The following is a 16,499-nucleotide window of genomic DNA, read 5'->3' as shown; positions in this document are numbered from 1 at the left end:
ATTTTTATATATAATCGAGGCTAAAAATGGATTTTGTAAAAGAACTCCGTGCCAAGGCAAAAGCTGCCGGCAAAACAATCGTTCTTTGTGAAGGTGAAGACAAGCGCGTTGTAGAAGCTGCTTCACGCATCGTAAAAGAGGGCATTGCAAAAATCACCCTCCTCGGAAACAAGGCTGAAATCGAGAAATTCGGTTTTGACATGACTGGCGTTAACATCGTTGACCCAACAATTGATTCAAACGCTGACAAATATGCAGAAATCCTCTACAAGGCTCGCGAAGGCAAACTCAACAAAAAAACTGGTCTCCCGGAATACGCTGACGTTGCCGCTGCAAAAGCCGCAGCCCTCAAAGACTACACAATGTACGGCGCCCTTATCCTCAAGGCTGGAGACGCTGACGGATTCGTTTCAGGTGCCTGCCACTCAACAGCAAACACTCTCCGCCCGGGACTTCAGGTTATCAAGACAGCTCCTGGCTGCAGCACAGTTTCTTCATGCTTCATCATGGTAGCTCCAGAGAACAGCAACAAATACCTTCCAAACGGAATCGCAGTTTTCGGTGACTGTGCTATCAACATCAACCCGACAGAAGAGCAGCTCGCTGACATCGCAATTGCTTCTGCAAACACTGCAAAAGTAATCGCTGGTATCGAGCCAAAAGTTGCAATGCTTTCATTCTCAACAAAGGGTTCTGGTGCAGATCCAAAAGACGGCGACACAGTAGGCAAAGTTTCACGCGCTACAATCATCGCTCATGAAAAGGCTCCGGAGCTTGCTCTTGACGGTGAATTCCAGTTCGACGCTGCAATCGCTCCAGAAGTTGGCGAGCTCAAGGCTCCAGGCAGCTCAGTTGCAGGTCACGCAAACACATTCATCTTCCCAAACATCAACGCAGGAAACATCGGTTACAAAATCGCTGCACGCATGGGCGGATGGAAGGCAATCGGTCCTGTATGCCAGGGCTTCGCAAAGCCTCTCAATGACCTTTCACGCGGCTGCAACGTAGACGAAATCGTCGACACTGTTGCTGTAACAGCGCTCCAGGCATAATAAACTAGAAATATTTGCTGAAGCAAAAAAAAGACGGCCTCCCGTCGGAAACCTGTCCCGAACCTCGCAGTGAGCAAAGCTCAGGCGAGGTCGTGCCAGAACTCCGACTACTCCGGCCGTCTTTTTTTATGTCTATCGACTATGTTTAGTTTATTGTGCCTGCATCGTCTTTTTTGTAGTGGTCGATGACTTTTTTATCTAACTTGTCTTCCAAGTGGAATTTCCTGATGAACCAGCCTACTGTTTTTGTTGAAAGCATGATTGCCATGATTAGGCCTACGAGCATCATTACCGGGAGGGCGATCTGAATGTAGATGCTTTCGCCCATGTTCTGATTGTTGGTTTTGGCGATAAAGAGCAGGAAGAGGAAGAAGAAAATGCCTTCGATAATCAGGCCCAGCAAAATATTGTAGAGAATTACGCAGATATTAAAGAGAAAAGTACGTTCTTTAGTCGTCATTATTCATCACTCCCGCTGTTTTTAGCTTTTTTCATTGCAACCAAGAATGAAAGTACGAGTAAAATTCCGCAGACTACGACAGCCGCATCTGCAACGTTGAAGGTTGGCCAGCGCTCCCATCTCAAGAATTTGAAAGGAGATTTTTCGATACCGAACCATTTTACGTCGATGAAGTCAACTACGCCCTCTGAGCGGAAGAAGCGGTCGATAAGGTTTCCAAAGCCGCCGCCAGCGATTCCGGCTATTGCCCATCTCTGTAGTCTGGAAAAATCATCGTTACGCATGTAAACTCCGAGCACTACGATGATAACAATGAGGGGGATAATTCTGAAAAGAATGCTTCGGACTGCAATAGACCAGCCCTGCCCGATGCTGAAAGCAATTCCGGGATTGTTGATGTGAACGATTCGCAAAAATCCGCCGAAAAAAGATGCTCCCATTCCATAGAGCGGGATTGTGTCCGTGACAATGAGTTTTGTGAGCTGATCAAGAAGTATAACGACAAGCACAAGAATCAGCGGAATAAGTTTTTTAGATGTAAAATATTTTGGTTTAAATGCAACTTCGATTGTAGCGTCTGACATAGATTTATTATTATACTACAAACCGGTAGGAATGTCGATAAAAACAGTCTGTAAGCCCTTGTCTTCCTCCAGCCGCTTCTGAACGAGCTGAACTCCCACCGTTTCAGTGTTGTAGTGGCCGCCCGCAATTACGTTTATTCCTGATTCTTCGATTCCGTGATAATCTTCGTGAGAAACTTCGCCTGTAATGTAGGCATCTGCACCGATTCTGGCCGCCTGATCAAAATCTTCGCCCGCACCGCCAGAAATTACGGCAACTTTTTTAATTATTTCTTTGCCGAATGGGAAAATTTTTGAAGGCTTTTCGCCGTTTGGAAAGAGTTTTTTTGCCAGCTCGTCGATTTTGACTTCCTGGGGCAGTTCGCCGATTGCGCCCAGAGTCATTCCCCGCCATTTGCCGAAAGGACGGACTTTTTCAAGACCGATTCTCTTTGCGATTCCAAAGTTGTTGCCCACGAATTCATTTGCATCAAGGGGAATGTGATATGCAATCAGAGCCAGGTCATTTTTGATGAAAGCCGCAACCCTCTTGTAGTGATTGCCTGTAATGGTCTCGCAGTGTCCCCAGAAAAGGCCGTGATGTACGAAAAGAACCTGGGCTCCGGCCTCAGCCGCCTTTAATGCCGTGGCCTGGCATGCATCTACGGCAAAAGCCACCTTTGTAATTTCTTTTTCATTTGGGGCCGAATTCGAAATCTGAATGCCGTTGAGGGAAATGTCAGAATCGTAGTCTTCTTTGTGAAGGAAAGAATTGAAATAGCGGTTGAGTTCCGTCAGTGTCATAAAAGCCCCCTTATTTGCTTTCTGTGATTGATTTTATCGTTTTGTTTGCGACATATCTTGGAATAAAGAATTTGTTTTCCCTTTCGATTCCCATGCCGCGGGCAAGAAGCACGTCCGTCTGTTCGATGAAGCCGTAACCGCTGCTTGTGTATTCGTCGACCCGGTTCATTGAGAAAAAGCCCTTTGCGTTTGAGAATGGCTCCGTGTTGAATTCATCGATAACGGAATAAATTGAATCAAAATCAACTCCGTCTACTATATAGAAGACTTTGCAGTCGTCCCCGAAAATCTCAAGGGCCAGGTGGGTGAGGGCTGAATACTTTTTGCTGGCAGCCTTCTGTTCTTCGGAAAGAATCTGCTTGAAGCGCTCTGGATTGCTTCTTTCTTCCTTTAATGCCATGAATCTGCGAAGGAATTTTGACTCAACTAGATACTGGCCGACCTTGCCCTCTGAATATTTTGATAGGAATTTTAACTCCGGAACGTATAAATCTGCGGCCATGACCGTGTAGCCTTTCTGGGCGAGAAGCATGAAATATGGCTCGTAATTCTGGACGCTTGCTCGAAGGCCAGAGGCAAAAATCAGGACTGGATTTTCAGAATAAAGGGAGCGGGTGATTTCATCAGTTATGACCGGCTCGTAAATAAAAAGTGTGCCCGAAAAGCGTTCGCCTGTAAAAAAACTTTCCCGGACCTGGAGGGTTGAGAGGTTTCCGGTGAGGGTATGTTCTTCTTTAATTGCGTTGAAGTCACTGGCAGAGTATTTGACCGGGCGCACGAGGACAACGATGACGGCAAGGGCAATAACTAAAAGCAGGTTGAGAAGGGAAAAAATAATGAAAACGGCGTTGTAAGTATCAACGAGAAGTTTTGCGGAAAGCCTGAGCACGGCACGGAAATTTGTCGTAAAGACCAAACATGAAAGAGCGAAAAGGGCCAGGTTCAAAAGTGAAAATCCAAAGCAGAAGAAAATGCATACTGAAACAAGCAGGGAAAGGGGAGCAAAAGCGGCGAATGAATCAACCCGGGAATTTTTGATGAATAAAACGCGGACACTGCATAAAAACAGCATGATTAAGACAAGTATTTGCGCAAGAAAACAATCAAACATGTCTTATATTCTGATGAATTACAAGGATTTTTTCAATTGTATTTAATTATGTTTCCCAAAATTGAAAAAGTGTGATATAATCTTAAAAGTATGCAGCATGAGCAGAAGAATCAAAAAGTCAGTCTAGATAACTCAAAAATAAAGATGGCAATCCGTGCAGGAATTCCGCTGTCTATTACAACCTATACCCTGCCTCGTGAAATGTCAGAGTATATGGAACAGGTTCTCGCTGCATTCTTGAATGAACTTGGCCAGGAACACATGGGCACATACCTCAAGTACTGCCTCAACGAGCTGGTTACCAATGCCAAAAAGGCCAACACAAAGCGCATTTACTTCAAAGAAAAGAATCTTGACTTGTTTGACGACTCCGACTACGAAATCGGCATGAAGACCTTCAAGGACGAAACCCTCGGAAACATCCGGCATTACCTTGCAATGCAAAAACTTACCGGCCTTTACGTTAAGCTTATCCTGCAAACCCGCAACAACCGCATCAAAATCGAAGTCCGCAACAATTCTGTCCTTACTTTCCGCGAATACAAGCGAATGCATGACAAGCTCAGCCGGGCCCAGCAATATACTTCCGTAGACCAGGCAATGACTCAGGTCGTTGATTTGTCAGAGGGTGCAGGCCTTGGCATCATCATCATGATTCTCATGCTCGAAAAAATCGGCCTCACCGAAGAAAATTTCCAGATTCTCTGTGAAAACGGCGAGACAATCACGCGAATCATCCTGCCAATCAACGAAAAAACTCAGCGCAAGCTCAATTCCGCTTCCCACGAATTCATCAAGATTATCGATGAAATTCCTCAGTTCCCGGAAAGCATCATGAGGGTCAACCGCCTCATCAACGACTCAAACACCAAGATGAGCGAAATCGCAATGGCCATTTCAAGCGACGTTTCCCTCACAACGGACTTGCTCCGTCTTGTCAACTCTGTCACTTTTGCGCTTGCTTCCCCTTGCCGCAGCATTGCCGACGCCGTAAAGCTTGTTGGAATCCGCGGAATCAAAAACATGATTCTTTCAGTCGGCTCGGTCAATCATCTTCAGGGCTTGGGCGGCGACTCTCAAAAAACGCTTTTCATGCACGCCTATCGGGTTGCCTTCTATTCTTACAATCTGGCCCACAATTTCTGTGCTTCCGAGCGTGACATTATCGATGATTCTTACATCTGCGGTCTGCTTCATGACATGGGCAAGCTTGTTTTTGCAACTGCTCACCCGGGCTTCATTGATAACATCCGCGACATTTGTCGTCAGCGCAATATTTCCCAGGATATTTTCGAAAAACTTCTTGCAGGCGTAAACCACAGTGAAATCGGTGCCCTGATTGCCGAAAAATGGAATTTCCCGGACATAATTATTTCAGTAATCCGCCACCACCACGAGCCGGACATGGCGCCGCCGTCAAGCAAAAAGCTCTCTTCACTGGTTTATCTAGCGGATATGCTTGCTCATTACCAGACCAACGAGGTCGATTACTATCAGTTTGATTTGGATGTCTTAAAGCTCTTCGGAATCGGAAGTGAAAATCAGCTGCGGAAAATTTCAGACAAACTGGCCGCAGCTTTTAAAGAAGATTAGAGGGAAGATGCCTCTTCCCTGCGCCGCATTTCATTGCGCCGCACCCATCTCTGCGGACTCAAACGCCGTCCGCAACGCCTGCTTCAATGCTTTCCACCCATTTCTGCATCAAAATCCCATAAGCAACGCCCACGTTCAGCGAGGCTTTAAGGCCTTTCATTGGGATTGTAACCCGGCCGTAAGTCGCCTTGCTTAATGCCTGCGGACTGACGCCAAGCTCTTCGGAGCCGATGATGCAGATTCCTTTCTGAGGAAATTTAAATTCTTCGATTGAAGTTCCGCCCGTTTCAAGTACGAAAATCGGCAAATCACGTTCACGGGCAAATTCTTCGAGTTCTTCTACGCTTTTTCGTTCAAAACCGATTGTCTCGATGCAGCCCATACCGCTTCGCAATGCTTTTGGGTGGTTGGGATCAATGCACATGGGCGAAATCAGGACTTTTTCGGCTCCCATTGCTTCAGCCGTGCGGAAAATTGAGCCGCAGTTGAAGGGAGATCGGATATCTTCTGCGTAAACATAAACATCCGGGTAAAAATCACGCTGCTTTACGACTCCGTTTTCGTCAAGCGGGGAAGCATGCGGCGCGATAATCAAATCCCACTCGGCAGGGAAAGTTCCGATAATTGCGAGAAGATTGTTGCGTGCAAGATTGCAGGCCCGCTTTTCATTGAAAGGCTCAGTTTTCAGAACTTCTTCGAGCTGTTTTTTGCTGGCTTCGGGGAGTTCCTGGTCCTGAATCACGATGGAAATGAGTTTTTTGATGTATTCTGGGCGCGGAATGCTTTTAAAATTGTATTCGTTGCCTTTTTCGGGAATACCGTCAACATCACGCTCCAGGGCACCAAAAGTAAGCGCCAATTTCCGCCGTTTTTGTCCCGGCTGCAGCTGGTTGAGTTTATGCGGTTCAATCATAGTGTCTGCTTAGAACGCCGTTTTAATCAGTCCGAAGAGGTCATCGCTGTTCATGCTTCGTGGAAGATTGTTCACGATGTCCAGCTGGCCTGCGTCTTCTGCGGCGAGGGCTAGCTGTTCAAGCGAAATCGACAAATCCTTGAGGCGGGCAGGAAGGTTTGCCTTGGCGATTCTCTGGCGGATATTTTCTGCGAAAGCGTGGGCTGCTTCTTCGTCAGTCTGTTCCGGCTGGGCAATATTCATTTTTTTAGCGAGATAGGCGATTCTGTCTGCCTTGAATTTTGCACATTCTTCGACCATGTAAGGGAAGAGGATTGTTGTGACCAGGGAACGTGAAATCTTATAGCGGGCGTTGATGCACATTGCAAGGAGTGTCGCGATTCCGATTGAAGAAGTTGCGGCAGAAAGGCTTGCCATGCAGCCTGCCTGAGAAAGAAGTTCTTCCTTTGGAGTGGTGACTGTAAGCGTTTGTGAGCCGTCGAGGGCAAAGGCGAAAAGCTCGATTGATTTTTCGGCAATCATGTCGCTGAAGAAATTCTCGCGCTGAGAAAGATAGCTTTCGGTTGCGATACAGAGTGTTTCGAGTGACATTGAATCAAGCTGATTTTCTGTGAGGGTAGCCGTTAAAGTGGGGTCAAAGAGAACAAGTTTTGCGATTCCTGACTGGGCCTTCAGCAGCTTGAGGGTTGAGCTTCTGGCATCAACAAGTGGAATTGAATCCGTAAAGATAAAGGCGTCACGGATTGTAGTTGGAATACAAATCAAGGGTAGAGGCGATGTTTTTGGAGTTGCCCCGTCCAAAAAGTCGTAGAGGTCGTGAATTTCATTGTAAAGGGCACAGGTTCCGCGGGCAACGCTGATTGGTTTGCCGCCGCCGATTGCGATTATGCCGTGAACGTGGGCTTCGCGGGCCAGCTTGAGGCAGCGTTCAAGAATTTCTGAGTCTCCGCCCTTTGAAAGCTCGTCAAAAATGAAATAATCGATTTTTTTGTCGTCGAGAGCTTTTGTGATTTTTTCGGCAGCTCCGTTTTCGCGTAAAATCGGGTCAACGATGACCATGAATTTTGTTCCATAAGAAAGAACCGAAGAACCGATTCTGCTTGCTGTGTAAGAGCCTAAAAGAATGTTTGGTGAAACCTTAAATGAAAAATCAGCCATTTTGAAATCCTTATGAATAGATTACCGGGCTCCCCCGATAATGACAAGTAACTAAAAAAAAAGACGGAAAAAATCCGTCTTCTGTAAGCGACACCGTTGCCGGCAATTAAAGTCCATAGCTTGCAAGAATTCTGTCTGCTGTTGATGCGATAACAGCCTGATTCAAGTAGTTTGGATCCTTAATCTTTTCTTTGATGGCGGCAACGAGATCCTGACGAATATCCGGAGTGTCTGCCGCAACCTGATTGAGGTAGTAAGCTTCTGCTGCTGCCTTTGCCTCATCAGATACGCTTACTGAATCTGCTGTAGAATATGTATTATCTTTAGCCTGTGTGCGACGAACATTCTGAACATTGTTAAGAGGATTTACATTGTCAATTCTTCCAATCATCATAGCTAACCTGCCTTTTACTCTTTAAATATCGGCATCCTCATCAAATTCTTTAGAATTTTTTGAAGATTTTGAGATAAATACTGCAAATTCGCCCTGAATTTTACTCCTTGACGTAAAATCCTCGAGCAGTGTTTGAGCAGTCCCCTCTACTATCTCTTCGTGCAGCTTGGTAAGCTCGCGGCCTACGACTACACGCCGTTCACTATCAATATCGGCAATATCCGCCAGAAGTTTAGTGATTCTGAACGGAGATTCGTACAAAACAATTGCAGCCTCCATTTCCATGAGCTCGCGAAGCCTTGAACGACGGCGGCCAGGTTTGGGTGAAAGAAAACCTTCAAAAACCAGAGTTTTGCCGCCAGCTCCTGCAACGCTGACCAAAGAAGCAAATGCACTTGCTCCCGGAATTGGAACTACAGTGTGACCAGCCTTACGCGCCAATCCTGCTAAGATAGCTCCAGGATCTGAAATGCCCGGAGTGCCCGCATCACTGGCATAGGCTACTGTCTGCCCTTCGTCGAGCATTTTGATAATCTTCTGGCTCGCAAATTCCTCGTTCTGGGAACGGCAGGAAACGAGCGGTTTTTTGATTTCGAGGTGATTCAAAAGCTGAAGAGTGTGGCGAGTGTCCTCTGCCGCAACTACATCAACTGATTTGAATGTTTCAACAGCCCGAAATGTAATGTCACCGAGATTACCAATCGGTGTTCCAACGATGTATAAGGTAGACATCTTCTTATATTATACCAAGTTCCTTAAAAAGTCAAAAAAAACTAGCGAAGCATCGAGCAGAATGTTGTGATAAGGCCGTTGATTTCGCTGTAATCAGATTCGCTGTTGTTTTCGAAGAGTGAGCCTTCGCCGCTTTCCGGATTTGAGCGGATTTCAATCTTCTTTTTGGTGAGATAGTCATCAAGATTTGAAATCGTGAGGGCTGCGAACATTTTCGAGAGTGATTCGAGGTCGTTTTCTTCCAAATCGATGATTTTACCGGCTTTTGCAAGACAGCGGAGTGCAGTTTTTGACTGATTTACGAGTTTTTCGCGTGTTTCCTGGGCGATTTTTGCCGCAGCGGTTGAGATGTACTTTTCGCTCTCGATGAAGGAATAAATCTGTACGAGAGGCTCTTTTTCGTTCATCTTGAACCAGCGGTTTACGATGGCCTTCATTACGTTTTCGGCCGGGTAACGCTGAGAGATTGATTCAATATCCGTTGGAATGAAGTAAGTTTTGCGGTAGTAGTCGCCGCACCAGCGGATGCAGTCCTCGACCATTGCATCACGGCTTTCGTAGTGATTGTAGAGAGAGGCTTTTTTGATGCCAAGCCTTTCCGCAACGTCTGAAAGTGAAGTTCCGCCTGCATTTTTTGCAAAGCAGGAATCCAAGAATGCGAGGATAATCTTCTCGCGAGTAACTTTTTCTGATTTAGCCATTTTCCCACCCATTTTAAATAACTAACAAACATTAGTTTATTCTTGATATTGAAAATTGTCAACTTGAAAAAATTATTTTAAAAAACTACCCATTTGGGGAGTGGTTTTTTAACTTTTTCCTATGCTAATATCATTGCAGAGAGTTTATGAATCGGAGGGAAAATCGGGGAGAGTTTATGTTTTTCTTTGCTGATTTATAGGCGGCATCGGAGATACTGTTTTTCGAGAGGGATTCGTCCCTCTTTTTTTATTTGTAAATAATCCAGCGCCCGCTATGGAGTGGTGACGGCTTTAGCCGGCAGTGCGGCAGCACCGAGGGCACCGAGCCACGGAACAGCGGTAGCCCGTTGACTGCGCCCATATTTTCAATATTCTTGGATTTTGATATAATATACGACTATGGATTTATTGAAGAAACTCAAAGAATTGGACGCTCGTTTTGTTGAAGTCAGCGAGTTGGTTCAGGACCCGAACTTGGTAAAGGACCAGAAGAAATACAAGGACGTTATGCGTGAACATGGTCATTTGACGGCTGTCCTTGAAGTTGGCAACGAGTACCGAAAGTGTCTGCAGGGCATTGAAGACGCAAAAATGATGATTACGGCAGAAGATGATGCCGAAATGAAGGAAATGGCCCGCGAAGAGCTCAAAGAACTCGAAGAAAAGGTGCCACAGCTTGAGGAAGACATTAAGCTCAAGCTCATTCCGCCGGATCCTCTCGACGAAAAGAACATTATTCTTGAAATCCGTTCGGCTGCGGGTGGTGACGAGGCTTCACTCTTCGTCCGCGACATGTGGGAAATGTACATTCATCTTTGTGAGCGCAAGGGCTGGAAGTACGAGAACGTCGAGGCTCAGGAAACAGAAGTCGGCGGTTTCAACAAAATTGTCACTCAGATTACAGGAAAATTCGTTTACGGAACTCTGCGCTGGGAATCTGGCGTTCACCGTGTTCAGCGTGTTCCTGCTACAGAATCTCAGGGACGCTTGCAGACTTCTACAGTTACGGTCGCAGTTTTGCCTGAAGCTGAGGAAGCAGACATTAAAATCAATCCGGGCGATGTCCGCGTAGACGTAATGCGTGCCGGCGGTCCTGGCGGCCAGTGTGTCAACACAACAGACTCAGCCGTACGACTCACACACATTCCGACTGGTATTGTCGTTATCCAGCAGGATCAGAAATCTCAGATTAAGAACAAGGAAAAGGCATGGGAAGTTTTGCGTGCCCGACTCTTTGACTTTGAGCAGTCTAAGCTTGATGCAGAACGTTCTTCTGCACGAAAGAGCATGGTCGGAAACGGTGACCGCTCAGAAAAAATCCGCACCTACAACTATCCGCAGGACCGCGTAACTGACCACCGAATCAACCTTTCCCTCCACAACCTTCCGGGCTTCATGATGGGCAACATGGACGAAATGCTCGACGCCCTCAACGTTTATGCCAAGGAAGAAGAGTTCAAGGCTCTGGACGCATAAATTTTAATTGAGCAGAATAGGCGGGATTTTTCCCGCTTTTTTTATCTCCGGCTTACTTTTGAAAACAGCCAGTAAATCCCATATCCGGCAAAGGTGCAGATCAGGCGGTCTAGCACGGTGATGGGGATTCGCGGAAGAAGGAATGAAAGAAAATTCCCGAAATTGAAGTGCTGGAAGACATATGAAAAATCTTCGATGGGACCGAAAGGTGACGGTTTTCCGAAAAGCGGGCGGATAAAGGTGTCGAGGATGCTGGCTGAAATGCAGCTCACGAATGCCGAGGCGATGGAAATGGCCAGCAGATAAAGAATCGTTATCAGGCTGCTGGAGTGAAATTCCTTTTTGTTGCGGCTGAATACCCATGTGATAAGAACAATCAGCATCCCGCATATTAAATAGAGGAAATCGTAATAAAAGACCTGGGTTCCGTTTTCAGCGCAGTAAATTAAGGTCATAATCGGATTGTAAACTGCGGCAACAATGAGGCCTGGAAGAAGACCTGAATAAAAAGTGATTGCAACCGTGAAAATCGTGTCCAAAAAGACGATGAGGTGTAATTTTGAAACGGCATAAACAAATAGGACATTCAGCAGAATTGTAGTTAAATATAAAGACTTTTGTAAACGGGCAGATGGGGAAATTCGGGGAAAATTAATAAAATATTAAAATTATCAAAAATAGACCTTAAAATAAGTTGATATTTAGAAATTTCCATTATAGAATAAGTATATCTTTATTTTATATGAGGAAGTCTATGAAAAAACGTTCATTCTATTCTATTCTATTCTATTCTATTCTATTCTTTGCTGTAATTCCATTCTTTTCATGTTCGGATAGCGGAAGTGATGATTCAAGCGACAACAAATCAGAAGAAAAGTTCGATGTCGCTCTTTCGGATGTCAATTTTGATTTGTCGAAACTGACGCTTACAGCGAAAGTTCCCCTTGCAAACGGAACAGTTGTTACAGCTGCCTGCAACGGTTTTTCAAAAGAAGCTCAGGTAGATGAAGGTGTAATTTCATGGGATCTTGCGCAGGCATTTACAGCCAGTGTTCGAGCCGGAAAAGAATATAAAGTCAGTTTTTCAGCACCGAAATGTAAATTCAAAGATGAAAGCGTCTGGTATTTCACAGACATAAGCTACAAAATCAACTGCAATGACGAAATAGTGGTTTTTACGGATACGATTGATTCTTTTGTATTGCCTGTAATAAAAGTTAATAATTATGACGAAGCTGACGTTGAGATAAATGCAACCCTTAAAGCGAAGGGGTCAACTTTAGACCTTGAGCAGTTCAAAGCTTTGGTTAAGCAGGAACTTCAGAATCCCCCTGAAGATGAAACTGAGTTCAACAATGCACTTTCGGCTTCTTGCTATTGCACAATCACTCCCAAAAATGTAACAGATTCAGCTATAAAGTCAAAGTTATCCATTAGAAAAGAAATTGTCATAACATTCAAATACCAAGTCCAGGTTAAGTCTGTTAAAGCCGAGATCTATGATAACAGTTTGGAAGCGCTTTGTTTTGCGGAAGAAACTCCCCTTGAAGAAGGTGGTGAAACCGCTGGTGGAAAACTCAGCTATCAGTGGCAGTCTTCAACTACAGGAACAGTAAATTCTGCTAACATCGAGGAAGGTTGGAGCGACATTTCAGGTGCGACATCAAAATCCTATAACATAACTCAGGATACATTTGGAAAATACTTACGTGTAAAAGTAGTTCAGGCCTGGAACGATGTAAGTTCTGGGGCACAGACATTGGCACCAGTCTATTCTGCACCAACGGCAAAAATTTCGAACTTCGTAAACACATCATTTACATCGCTTGCTTATGACGGAGTCGTTCTTAAAGGAGAGAGCCCGGATTCATCAAAACTCAGCGGAACCATAATTGATATTTTGGGAAAAGAATTTAAGCCATCTGATTTTACTATTGAAGTAAAAAATAAAGACGGACTTAATTCCTCTGGTGAATGTATTTTTATACTTTCTAAAGCTGGCTATGAGAACAGCGAAGTGGGTGTTTTTGTTACGGTTCAGAATGTAATTTCAGAAAGTAATCTTCCGAAACTCTCAACTCAAACAGATGAAATTTCAGCAGGATTTATAAAATTTGATGGAATTGATTCTGGCTTGGAGTACTCGCTTTATAACAGTGGCAACTGGAAGGCAATTGATAGCGGCGAAATTTCTGCACAGGAAGGGCTCGTCTTCTATTTCCGTTATCCGGTAAAGGGCACTCCAAATACAGCCGGCTACATAAAAGAAAGTGAAGTCCTCAGCCTTACAGTCAGCAAGGATAATATTGGAAAGAAACCTAAGGCAATCGTACTCACGGATGTAAATTTTGATTTGACGAAGTTGACTCTCTCGGCTAAGACAAGTCTCGAAAAAGGAACCGTCATCAAAGCAACTTGCAGCAGCAATAATCATTTCGAAGAGGCTCATGTAGAAAACGGTACAATCTCTTGGAATCTTACTCAGGCATTCCCAGCAAATGTTCTTGCCGGAAAGCAGTATAAAGTTACTTTGACAGCCGACGGATACAGTTCAAAAGAAGAAAATATCTGGTATTACACAACCATAAACTACAAAATTAACTGTGATGACGAAATTGTGATTTTCACGGACTCAATCGAAACATTTGAATTGCCAGAAATCAAAGTCACTAATTATGATGCGGAAGATGTTACGATTGATAGTTCGTTCAGGGCGCAAGGGGCAAATCTCGGTCTTGAAGAATTTAAAGAACTGGTAGAAGAGGAATTGGGTGAGCGACCGGATCAAGAGTCTGATTTCAGCGAAGGACTCAGTGCAATTTACCGATACTCAATCAGCCCGAAAAATGTCAACGACCGCGACTTAAAGTCAAAGTTGACTATTGAAAAAGAAATCTCCATTACATTCAAATATCAGAAGCGTGTTAATTCTGTCGGTGTTGCTTGGTACGATGACACTTTGGAAGCTCTTTGTTTTGAAGAAAAATCTGTTCCAGATTCTGAAATCGAAACCGCAGGTGGAAAACTTAGCTATCAGTGGCAGTCTTCAACTAACAGCGAGGACGGCTGGTCTGATATTTCAGGTGCGACAGCAAAAACATTCCAGCTTACTTCTTCTTCATTTGGAAAATATTACCGTGTAAAAGTCGTTCAGACTTGGACCGATGTAAGTTCTGGTTCAAAAGTTTTGGATCCAATCTACTCTGCACCAACGGCAAAAATTTCTAACTATGTAAACACATCATTTACAACCCTTGTTTACGACGGGGTTGTTCTTAAAGGTGAAACCCCGGATTCATCAAAAATCAGCGGAACCATATTTGATATTTCGGGAAATGAATTACAGCCATCTGACTTTACTATTGAATTGAAGAATAAAGCTGGGCTTAATTCTTCTGGTGAATGTGCCTTTAAGCTTTCGAAAGAAGGTTATGAAAAAAGCGAAGTAAATGTTTTCGTTACGGTTCAGAATAAAATCGCAGAAAATAATCTTCCAAAACTCTCAACTCAAACAGATGAAATTTCTGCAAGGTTCATAAAATTTGATAAAGTTGATTCTGCTTTGGAATACTCGCTTTACAACAATGGCAACTGGAAACCATTTGAAAGCGGTGAGATTCCTGCACAGGAAGGGCTTGTCTTATATTTCCGCTATCCAGCAAACGGCACTCCAAACACAGCCGGCTACATAAAGGAAAGCGAAGCTCTCAGTCTTACCGTCAGCAAGGCAAATATCGGAACAAAACTTAAGAACATCATTCTTACGGATGTAAATTTTGATTTGTCAAACCTTACTCTTTCGGCGAAGACAAGTCTCGAAAACGGAATTGTCATCAAAGCAACTTGCAGCAGCAATAATTATTCCGTAGAAGCTCAGGTAGAAAACGGCGTAATCGCTTGGAATCTTGCGCAGGCATTCCCGGTCAATGTTCTTGCCGGAAAGCAGTATAAAGTTACTTTGACAGCCGACGGATACAATTCAAAAGAAGAAAATGTCTGGTATTTCGCAAATGTAAAATACAACATCAACTGTGAGAGACAATTATTGCTGTTTACGAACGCAATCGACATATTTGAATTGCCAGAAATTAAAGTCTTCAATTATGATGCGGAAGATATTACGATTGAGGCAAGTCTCAGGGCACAGGGGGCTAACCTTACACTTGAAGACTTCAAAGCTCTTGTTAAAGAAGAACTTGCAAATTCACCGGATAGTGAATCAGATTTCAACGACGGACTCAGTGCCGTTTATCGGTACACAATCACACCAAAACATGTTGAAGATTCTGAGTTACTCGCATCACTGACTGTTTCGGAAGAAATCGATATCACTTTCAAATATCAGGTTATGGTAGGCTCAGTCGGAATCAACCGCTATGATGAATATCTGACTGCACTTTGCTTTGAGGAGGAAACTGCTCCAGATTCTGATATAGAAAACGCAGGTGGAAAAATCACCTATCAGTGGCAGTGGTCACTAGACGGGTCTGACAACTGGCGTAACATTGAAGGTGCAACAACAAAAGACTTACTGCTTACTAGTAATTACAATTTTGTTGCTGCTCCAGATGCTAATTCCTGCTATGGAAAATTCTTCCGTGTAAAAGTCGTTCAGGAATGGATGGTGGCAGACGGAACTTACAGTGCTATGCCACCTCTTTTCTCTGAGTCGACTGCAAAAATTGTGAAGTATGTAAACACTTCTAAGTCAACGCTTACTTATGACGGAATTGTCATGAAGGGTGAAAAAGTTGATTTGTCAAAACTTAAAGGCGAAATCGTCGATATTAACGGAACAACGCTAGCTCTTTCTGATTTTATCATCACGCCAAAATACGATGAAGTCCTCAACTGCTCTTCTAAATGTGTATTTGTACTTTCAAAAACTGGGTATGAAGATGCAGAAATGACTGTCTTTGTTACAGTTCAGAATGTAATCAAAGAAGATAATATTCCAAACTTTGACAATGCTATCGATAAAATTTCTGCAGGCAACATAAAATTCGCTCAGCTTAATTATGACATGGAATATTCGAGGTTCTATCAGGGCAACTGGAAGCAAATCAGCGATGAGGAAGTTCCTGCATACGACGGCCTTAAGCTTTACTTCCGTTATGCAGCAGTCGGCACTCCAAACACAGTCGGCTACATAAAGGAAAGTGAAGCACTCTGCAGAACCGTCACACAGGAGTATATCGGAACGAAAACTTCTGGCTCTGGCATAATCGACGGCATTGAGAACACAAAACTCGTACTCTCTAAGAAAACGGACAGTCAAGGCAACATTACAATCAGTCCAATTATCAAAAATGAACCTTTGTTTGAAGGAGCTTACACATTTGATTACATGATTGACGACATGAAGTACTCTGCCTCAATCTACAGCGACAAAAACATCCGAATGTCAGAAAACGCCCTTGTTATTCCGGCAGGTGTGCTTGCAAGCGACACATATCAGATTTTGTGCACGGCAACGGTCAGTGTTAATGGACAGCTGGTAAAAGTTTTGTCTACCGTTTATTCACTTAAAATTAAATAACAG

The 16,499-nt window shown here is 44.0% G+C and carries 14 protein-coding genes; 4 read left to right on the top strand and 10 right to left on the bottom strand.

All coding sequences use genetic code 11. The annotated features are described in order from the left end of the window. Window positions 1-26: 26 nt before the first annotated feature. Window positions 27-1,052: a phosphate acetyltransferase gene (gene pta, locus HNP76_RS01160; protein ID WP_184656618.1), complete on the top strand. Its 1,026-nt coding sequence runs from the start codon at window positions 27-29 to the stop codon at window positions 1,050-1,052. 145 nt (window positions 1,053-1,197) lie between these two features. Here the strand turns inward: pta and HNP76_RS01155 are convergent, their stop codons facing one another. From HNP76_RS01155 to HNP76_RS01140, 4 genes are read right to left on the bottom strand one after another with little or no spacing between them, the layout of a single operon-like run. Further along, complete coding sequence (locus tag HNP76_RS01155; RefSeq protein WP_184656616.1) at window positions 1,198-1,512, bottom strand: hypothetical protein; 315 nt, start codon at window positions 1,510-1,512, stop codon at window positions 1,198-1,200. Further along, entirely contained in the window at window positions 1,512-2,096 is a 585-nt protein-coding gene (gene lspA / locus HNP76_RS01150) for a signal peptidase II (protein ID WP_184656614.1), read from the bottom strand. Before lspA ends, HNP76_RS01155 begins: the two co-directional genes overlap by 1 nt. Before the next feature lie 15 nt (window positions 2,097-2,111). After that, entirely contained in the window at window positions 2,112-2,879 is a 768-nt protein-coding gene (locus HNP76_RS01145; protein WP_184656612.1) for a Nif3-like dinuclear metal center hexameric protein, read from the bottom strand. Between the two features lie 10 nt (window positions 2,880-2,889). Beyond that, window positions 2,890-3,990, bottom strand: a complete 1,101-nt coding sequence (locus HNP76_RS01140; RefSeq protein ID WP_184656609.1) for a hypothetical protein — start codon at window positions 3,988-3,990, stop codon at window positions 2,890-2,892. A gap of 90 nt (window positions 3,991-4,080) precedes the next feature. On the opposite strand from HNP76_RS01140, the gene HNP76_RS01135 reads away from it, so the two are divergent. Then, window positions 4,081-5,583 carry an HDOD domain-containing protein gene (locus tag HNP76_RS01135; RefSeq protein ID WP_184656607.1) on the top strand — a complete coding sequence of 501 codons (1,503 nt, stop codon included), beginning with the start codon at window positions 4,081-4,083 and terminating at the stop codon, window positions 5,581-5,583. A 58-nt stretch (window positions 5,584-5,641) separates the two neighbouring features. Here HNP76_RS01135 and HNP76_RS01130 read toward each other — a convergent pair whose 3' ends face one another. The 5 genes from HNP76_RS01130 to HNP76_RS01110 all read right to left on the bottom strand — a co-directional run bounded on the left by HNP76_RS01130 (window position 5,642) and on the right by HNP76_RS01110 (window position 9,481). Further along, window positions 5,642-6,496 carry a TrmH family RNA methyltransferase gene (locus HNP76_RS01130; RefSeq protein WP_184656605.1) on the bottom strand — a complete coding sequence of 285 codons (855 nt, stop codon included), beginning with the start codon at window positions 6,494-6,496 and terminating at the stop codon, window positions 5,642-5,644. 9 nt (window positions 6,497-6,505) lie between these two features. Beyond that, complete coding sequence (locus tag HNP76_RS01125) at window positions 6,506-7,654, bottom strand: iron-containing alcohol dehydrogenase (protein WP_184656603.1); 1,149 nt, start codon at window positions 7,652-7,654, stop codon at window positions 6,506-6,508. A 106-nt stretch (window positions 7,655-7,760) separates the two neighbouring features. Then, window positions 7,761-8,048: a flagellar biosynthesis anti-sigma factor FlgM gene (locus tag HNP76_RS01120; RefSeq protein ID WP_184656601.1), complete on the bottom strand. Its 288-nt coding sequence runs from the start codon at window positions 8,046-8,048 to the stop codon at window positions 7,761-7,763. A 21-nt stretch (window positions 8,049-8,069) separates the two neighbouring features. Then, window positions 8,070-8,780: a 16S rRNA (cytidine(1402)-2'-O)-methyltransferase gene (rsmI, locus tag HNP76_RS01115; protein WP_184656599.1), complete on the bottom strand. Its 711-nt coding sequence runs from the start codon at window positions 8,778-8,780 to the stop codon at window positions 8,070-8,072. A 41-nt stretch (window positions 8,781-8,821) separates the two neighbouring features. After that, window positions 8,822-9,481 (bottom strand): TetR/AcrR family transcriptional regulator, encoded by a 660-nt coding sequence (locus HNP76_RS01110; RefSeq protein ID WP_184656597.1) that lies wholly within the window; start codon window positions 9,479-9,481, stop codon window positions 8,822-8,824. A 399-nt stretch (window positions 9,482-9,880) separates the two neighbouring features. Here HNP76_RS01110 and prfA point away from each other — a divergent pair, with 399 nt between their 5' ends. Further along, the gene (gene prfA, locus HNP76_RS01105) at window positions 9,881-10,957 is read left to right on the top strand and encodes a peptide chain release factor 1 (RefSeq protein ID WP_184656595.1); all 1,077 of its coding nucleotides are present in this window, start codon (window positions 9,881-9,883) and stop codon (window positions 10,955-10,957) included. Window positions 10,958-10,998: 41 nt separating this feature from the next. Here prfA and HNP76_RS01100 read toward each other — a convergent pair whose 3' ends face one another. Then, window positions 10,999-11,496, bottom strand: a complete 498-nt coding sequence (locus HNP76_RS01100; protein ID WP_260309015.1) for a hypothetical protein — start codon at window positions 11,494-11,496, stop codon at window positions 10,999-11,001. A 215-nt stretch (window positions 11,497-11,711) separates the two neighbouring features. Between HNP76_RS01100 and HNP76_RS01095 the strand changes: the two genes are divergently transcribed. After that, window positions 11,712-16,496: a DUF8696 domain-containing protein gene (locus HNP76_RS01095; RefSeq protein ID WP_184656593.1), complete on the top strand. Its 4,785-nt coding sequence runs from the start codon at window positions 11,712-11,714 to the stop codon at window positions 16,494-16,496. The last annotated feature ends 3 nt before the right edge of the window (window positions 16,497-16,499 follow it).

This window comes from Treponema ruminis, assembly GCF_014201975.1.
GTDB classification, from domain to species: Bacteria; Spirochaetota; Spirochaetia; order Treponematales; family Treponemataceae; genus Treponema_D; species Treponema_D ruminis.
Note: the sequence above shows the minus strand (reverse complement) of the source record. Positions and strands in the feature narration are given on the sequence as shown.

Coding starts and splice junctions, on each gene's coding strand:
- HNP76_RS01120 (WP_184656601.1), bottom strand. CDS start 8,048: ATGATGATTGGAAGAATTGACAATGTAAATCCTCTTAACAATGTTCAG.
- HNP76_RS01140 (WP_184656609.1), bottom strand. CDS start 3,990: ATGTTTGATTGTTTTCTTGCGCAAATACTTGTCTTAATCATGCTGTTT.
- prfA (WP_184656595.1), top strand. CDS start 9,881: ATGGATTTATTGAAGAAACTCAAAGAATTGGACGCTCGTTTTGTTGAA.
- HNP76_RS01110 (WP_184656597.1), bottom strand. CDS start 9,481: ATGGCTAAATCAGAAAAAGTTACTCGCGAGAAGATTATCCTCGCATTC.
- HNP76_RS01095 (WP_184656593.1), top strand. CDS start 11,712: ATGAAAAAACGTTCATTCTATTCTATTCTATTCTATTCTATTCTATTC.
- HNP76_RS01135 (WP_184656607.1), top strand. CDS start 4,081: ATGCAGCATGAGCAGAAGAATCAAAAAGTCAGTCTAGATAACTCAAAA.
- HNP76_RS01145 (WP_184656612.1), bottom strand. CDS start 2,879: ATGACACTGACGGAACTCAACCGCTATTTCAATTCTTTCCTTCACAAA.
- pta (WP_184656618.1), top strand. CDS start 27: ATGGATTTTGTAAAAGAACTCCGTGCCAAGGCAAAAGCTGCCGGCAAA.
- rsmI (WP_184656599.1), bottom strand. CDS start 8,780: ATGTCTACCTTATACATCGTTGGAACACCGATTGGTAATCTCGGTGAC.
- HNP76_RS01125 (WP_184656603.1), bottom strand. CDS start 7,654: ATGGCTGATTTTTCATTTAAGGTTTCACCAAACATTCTTTTAGGCTCT.
- lspA (WP_184656614.1), bottom strand. CDS start 2,096: ATGTCAGACGCTACAATCGAAGTTGCATTTAAACCAAAATATTTTACA.
- HNP76_RS01155 (WP_184656616.1), bottom strand. CDS start 1,512: ATGACGACTAAAGAACGTACTTTTCTCTTTAATATCTGCGTAATTCTC.
- HNP76_RS01130 (WP_184656605.1), bottom strand. CDS start 6,496: ATGATTGAACCGCATAAACTCAACCAGCTGCAGCCGGGACAAAAACGG.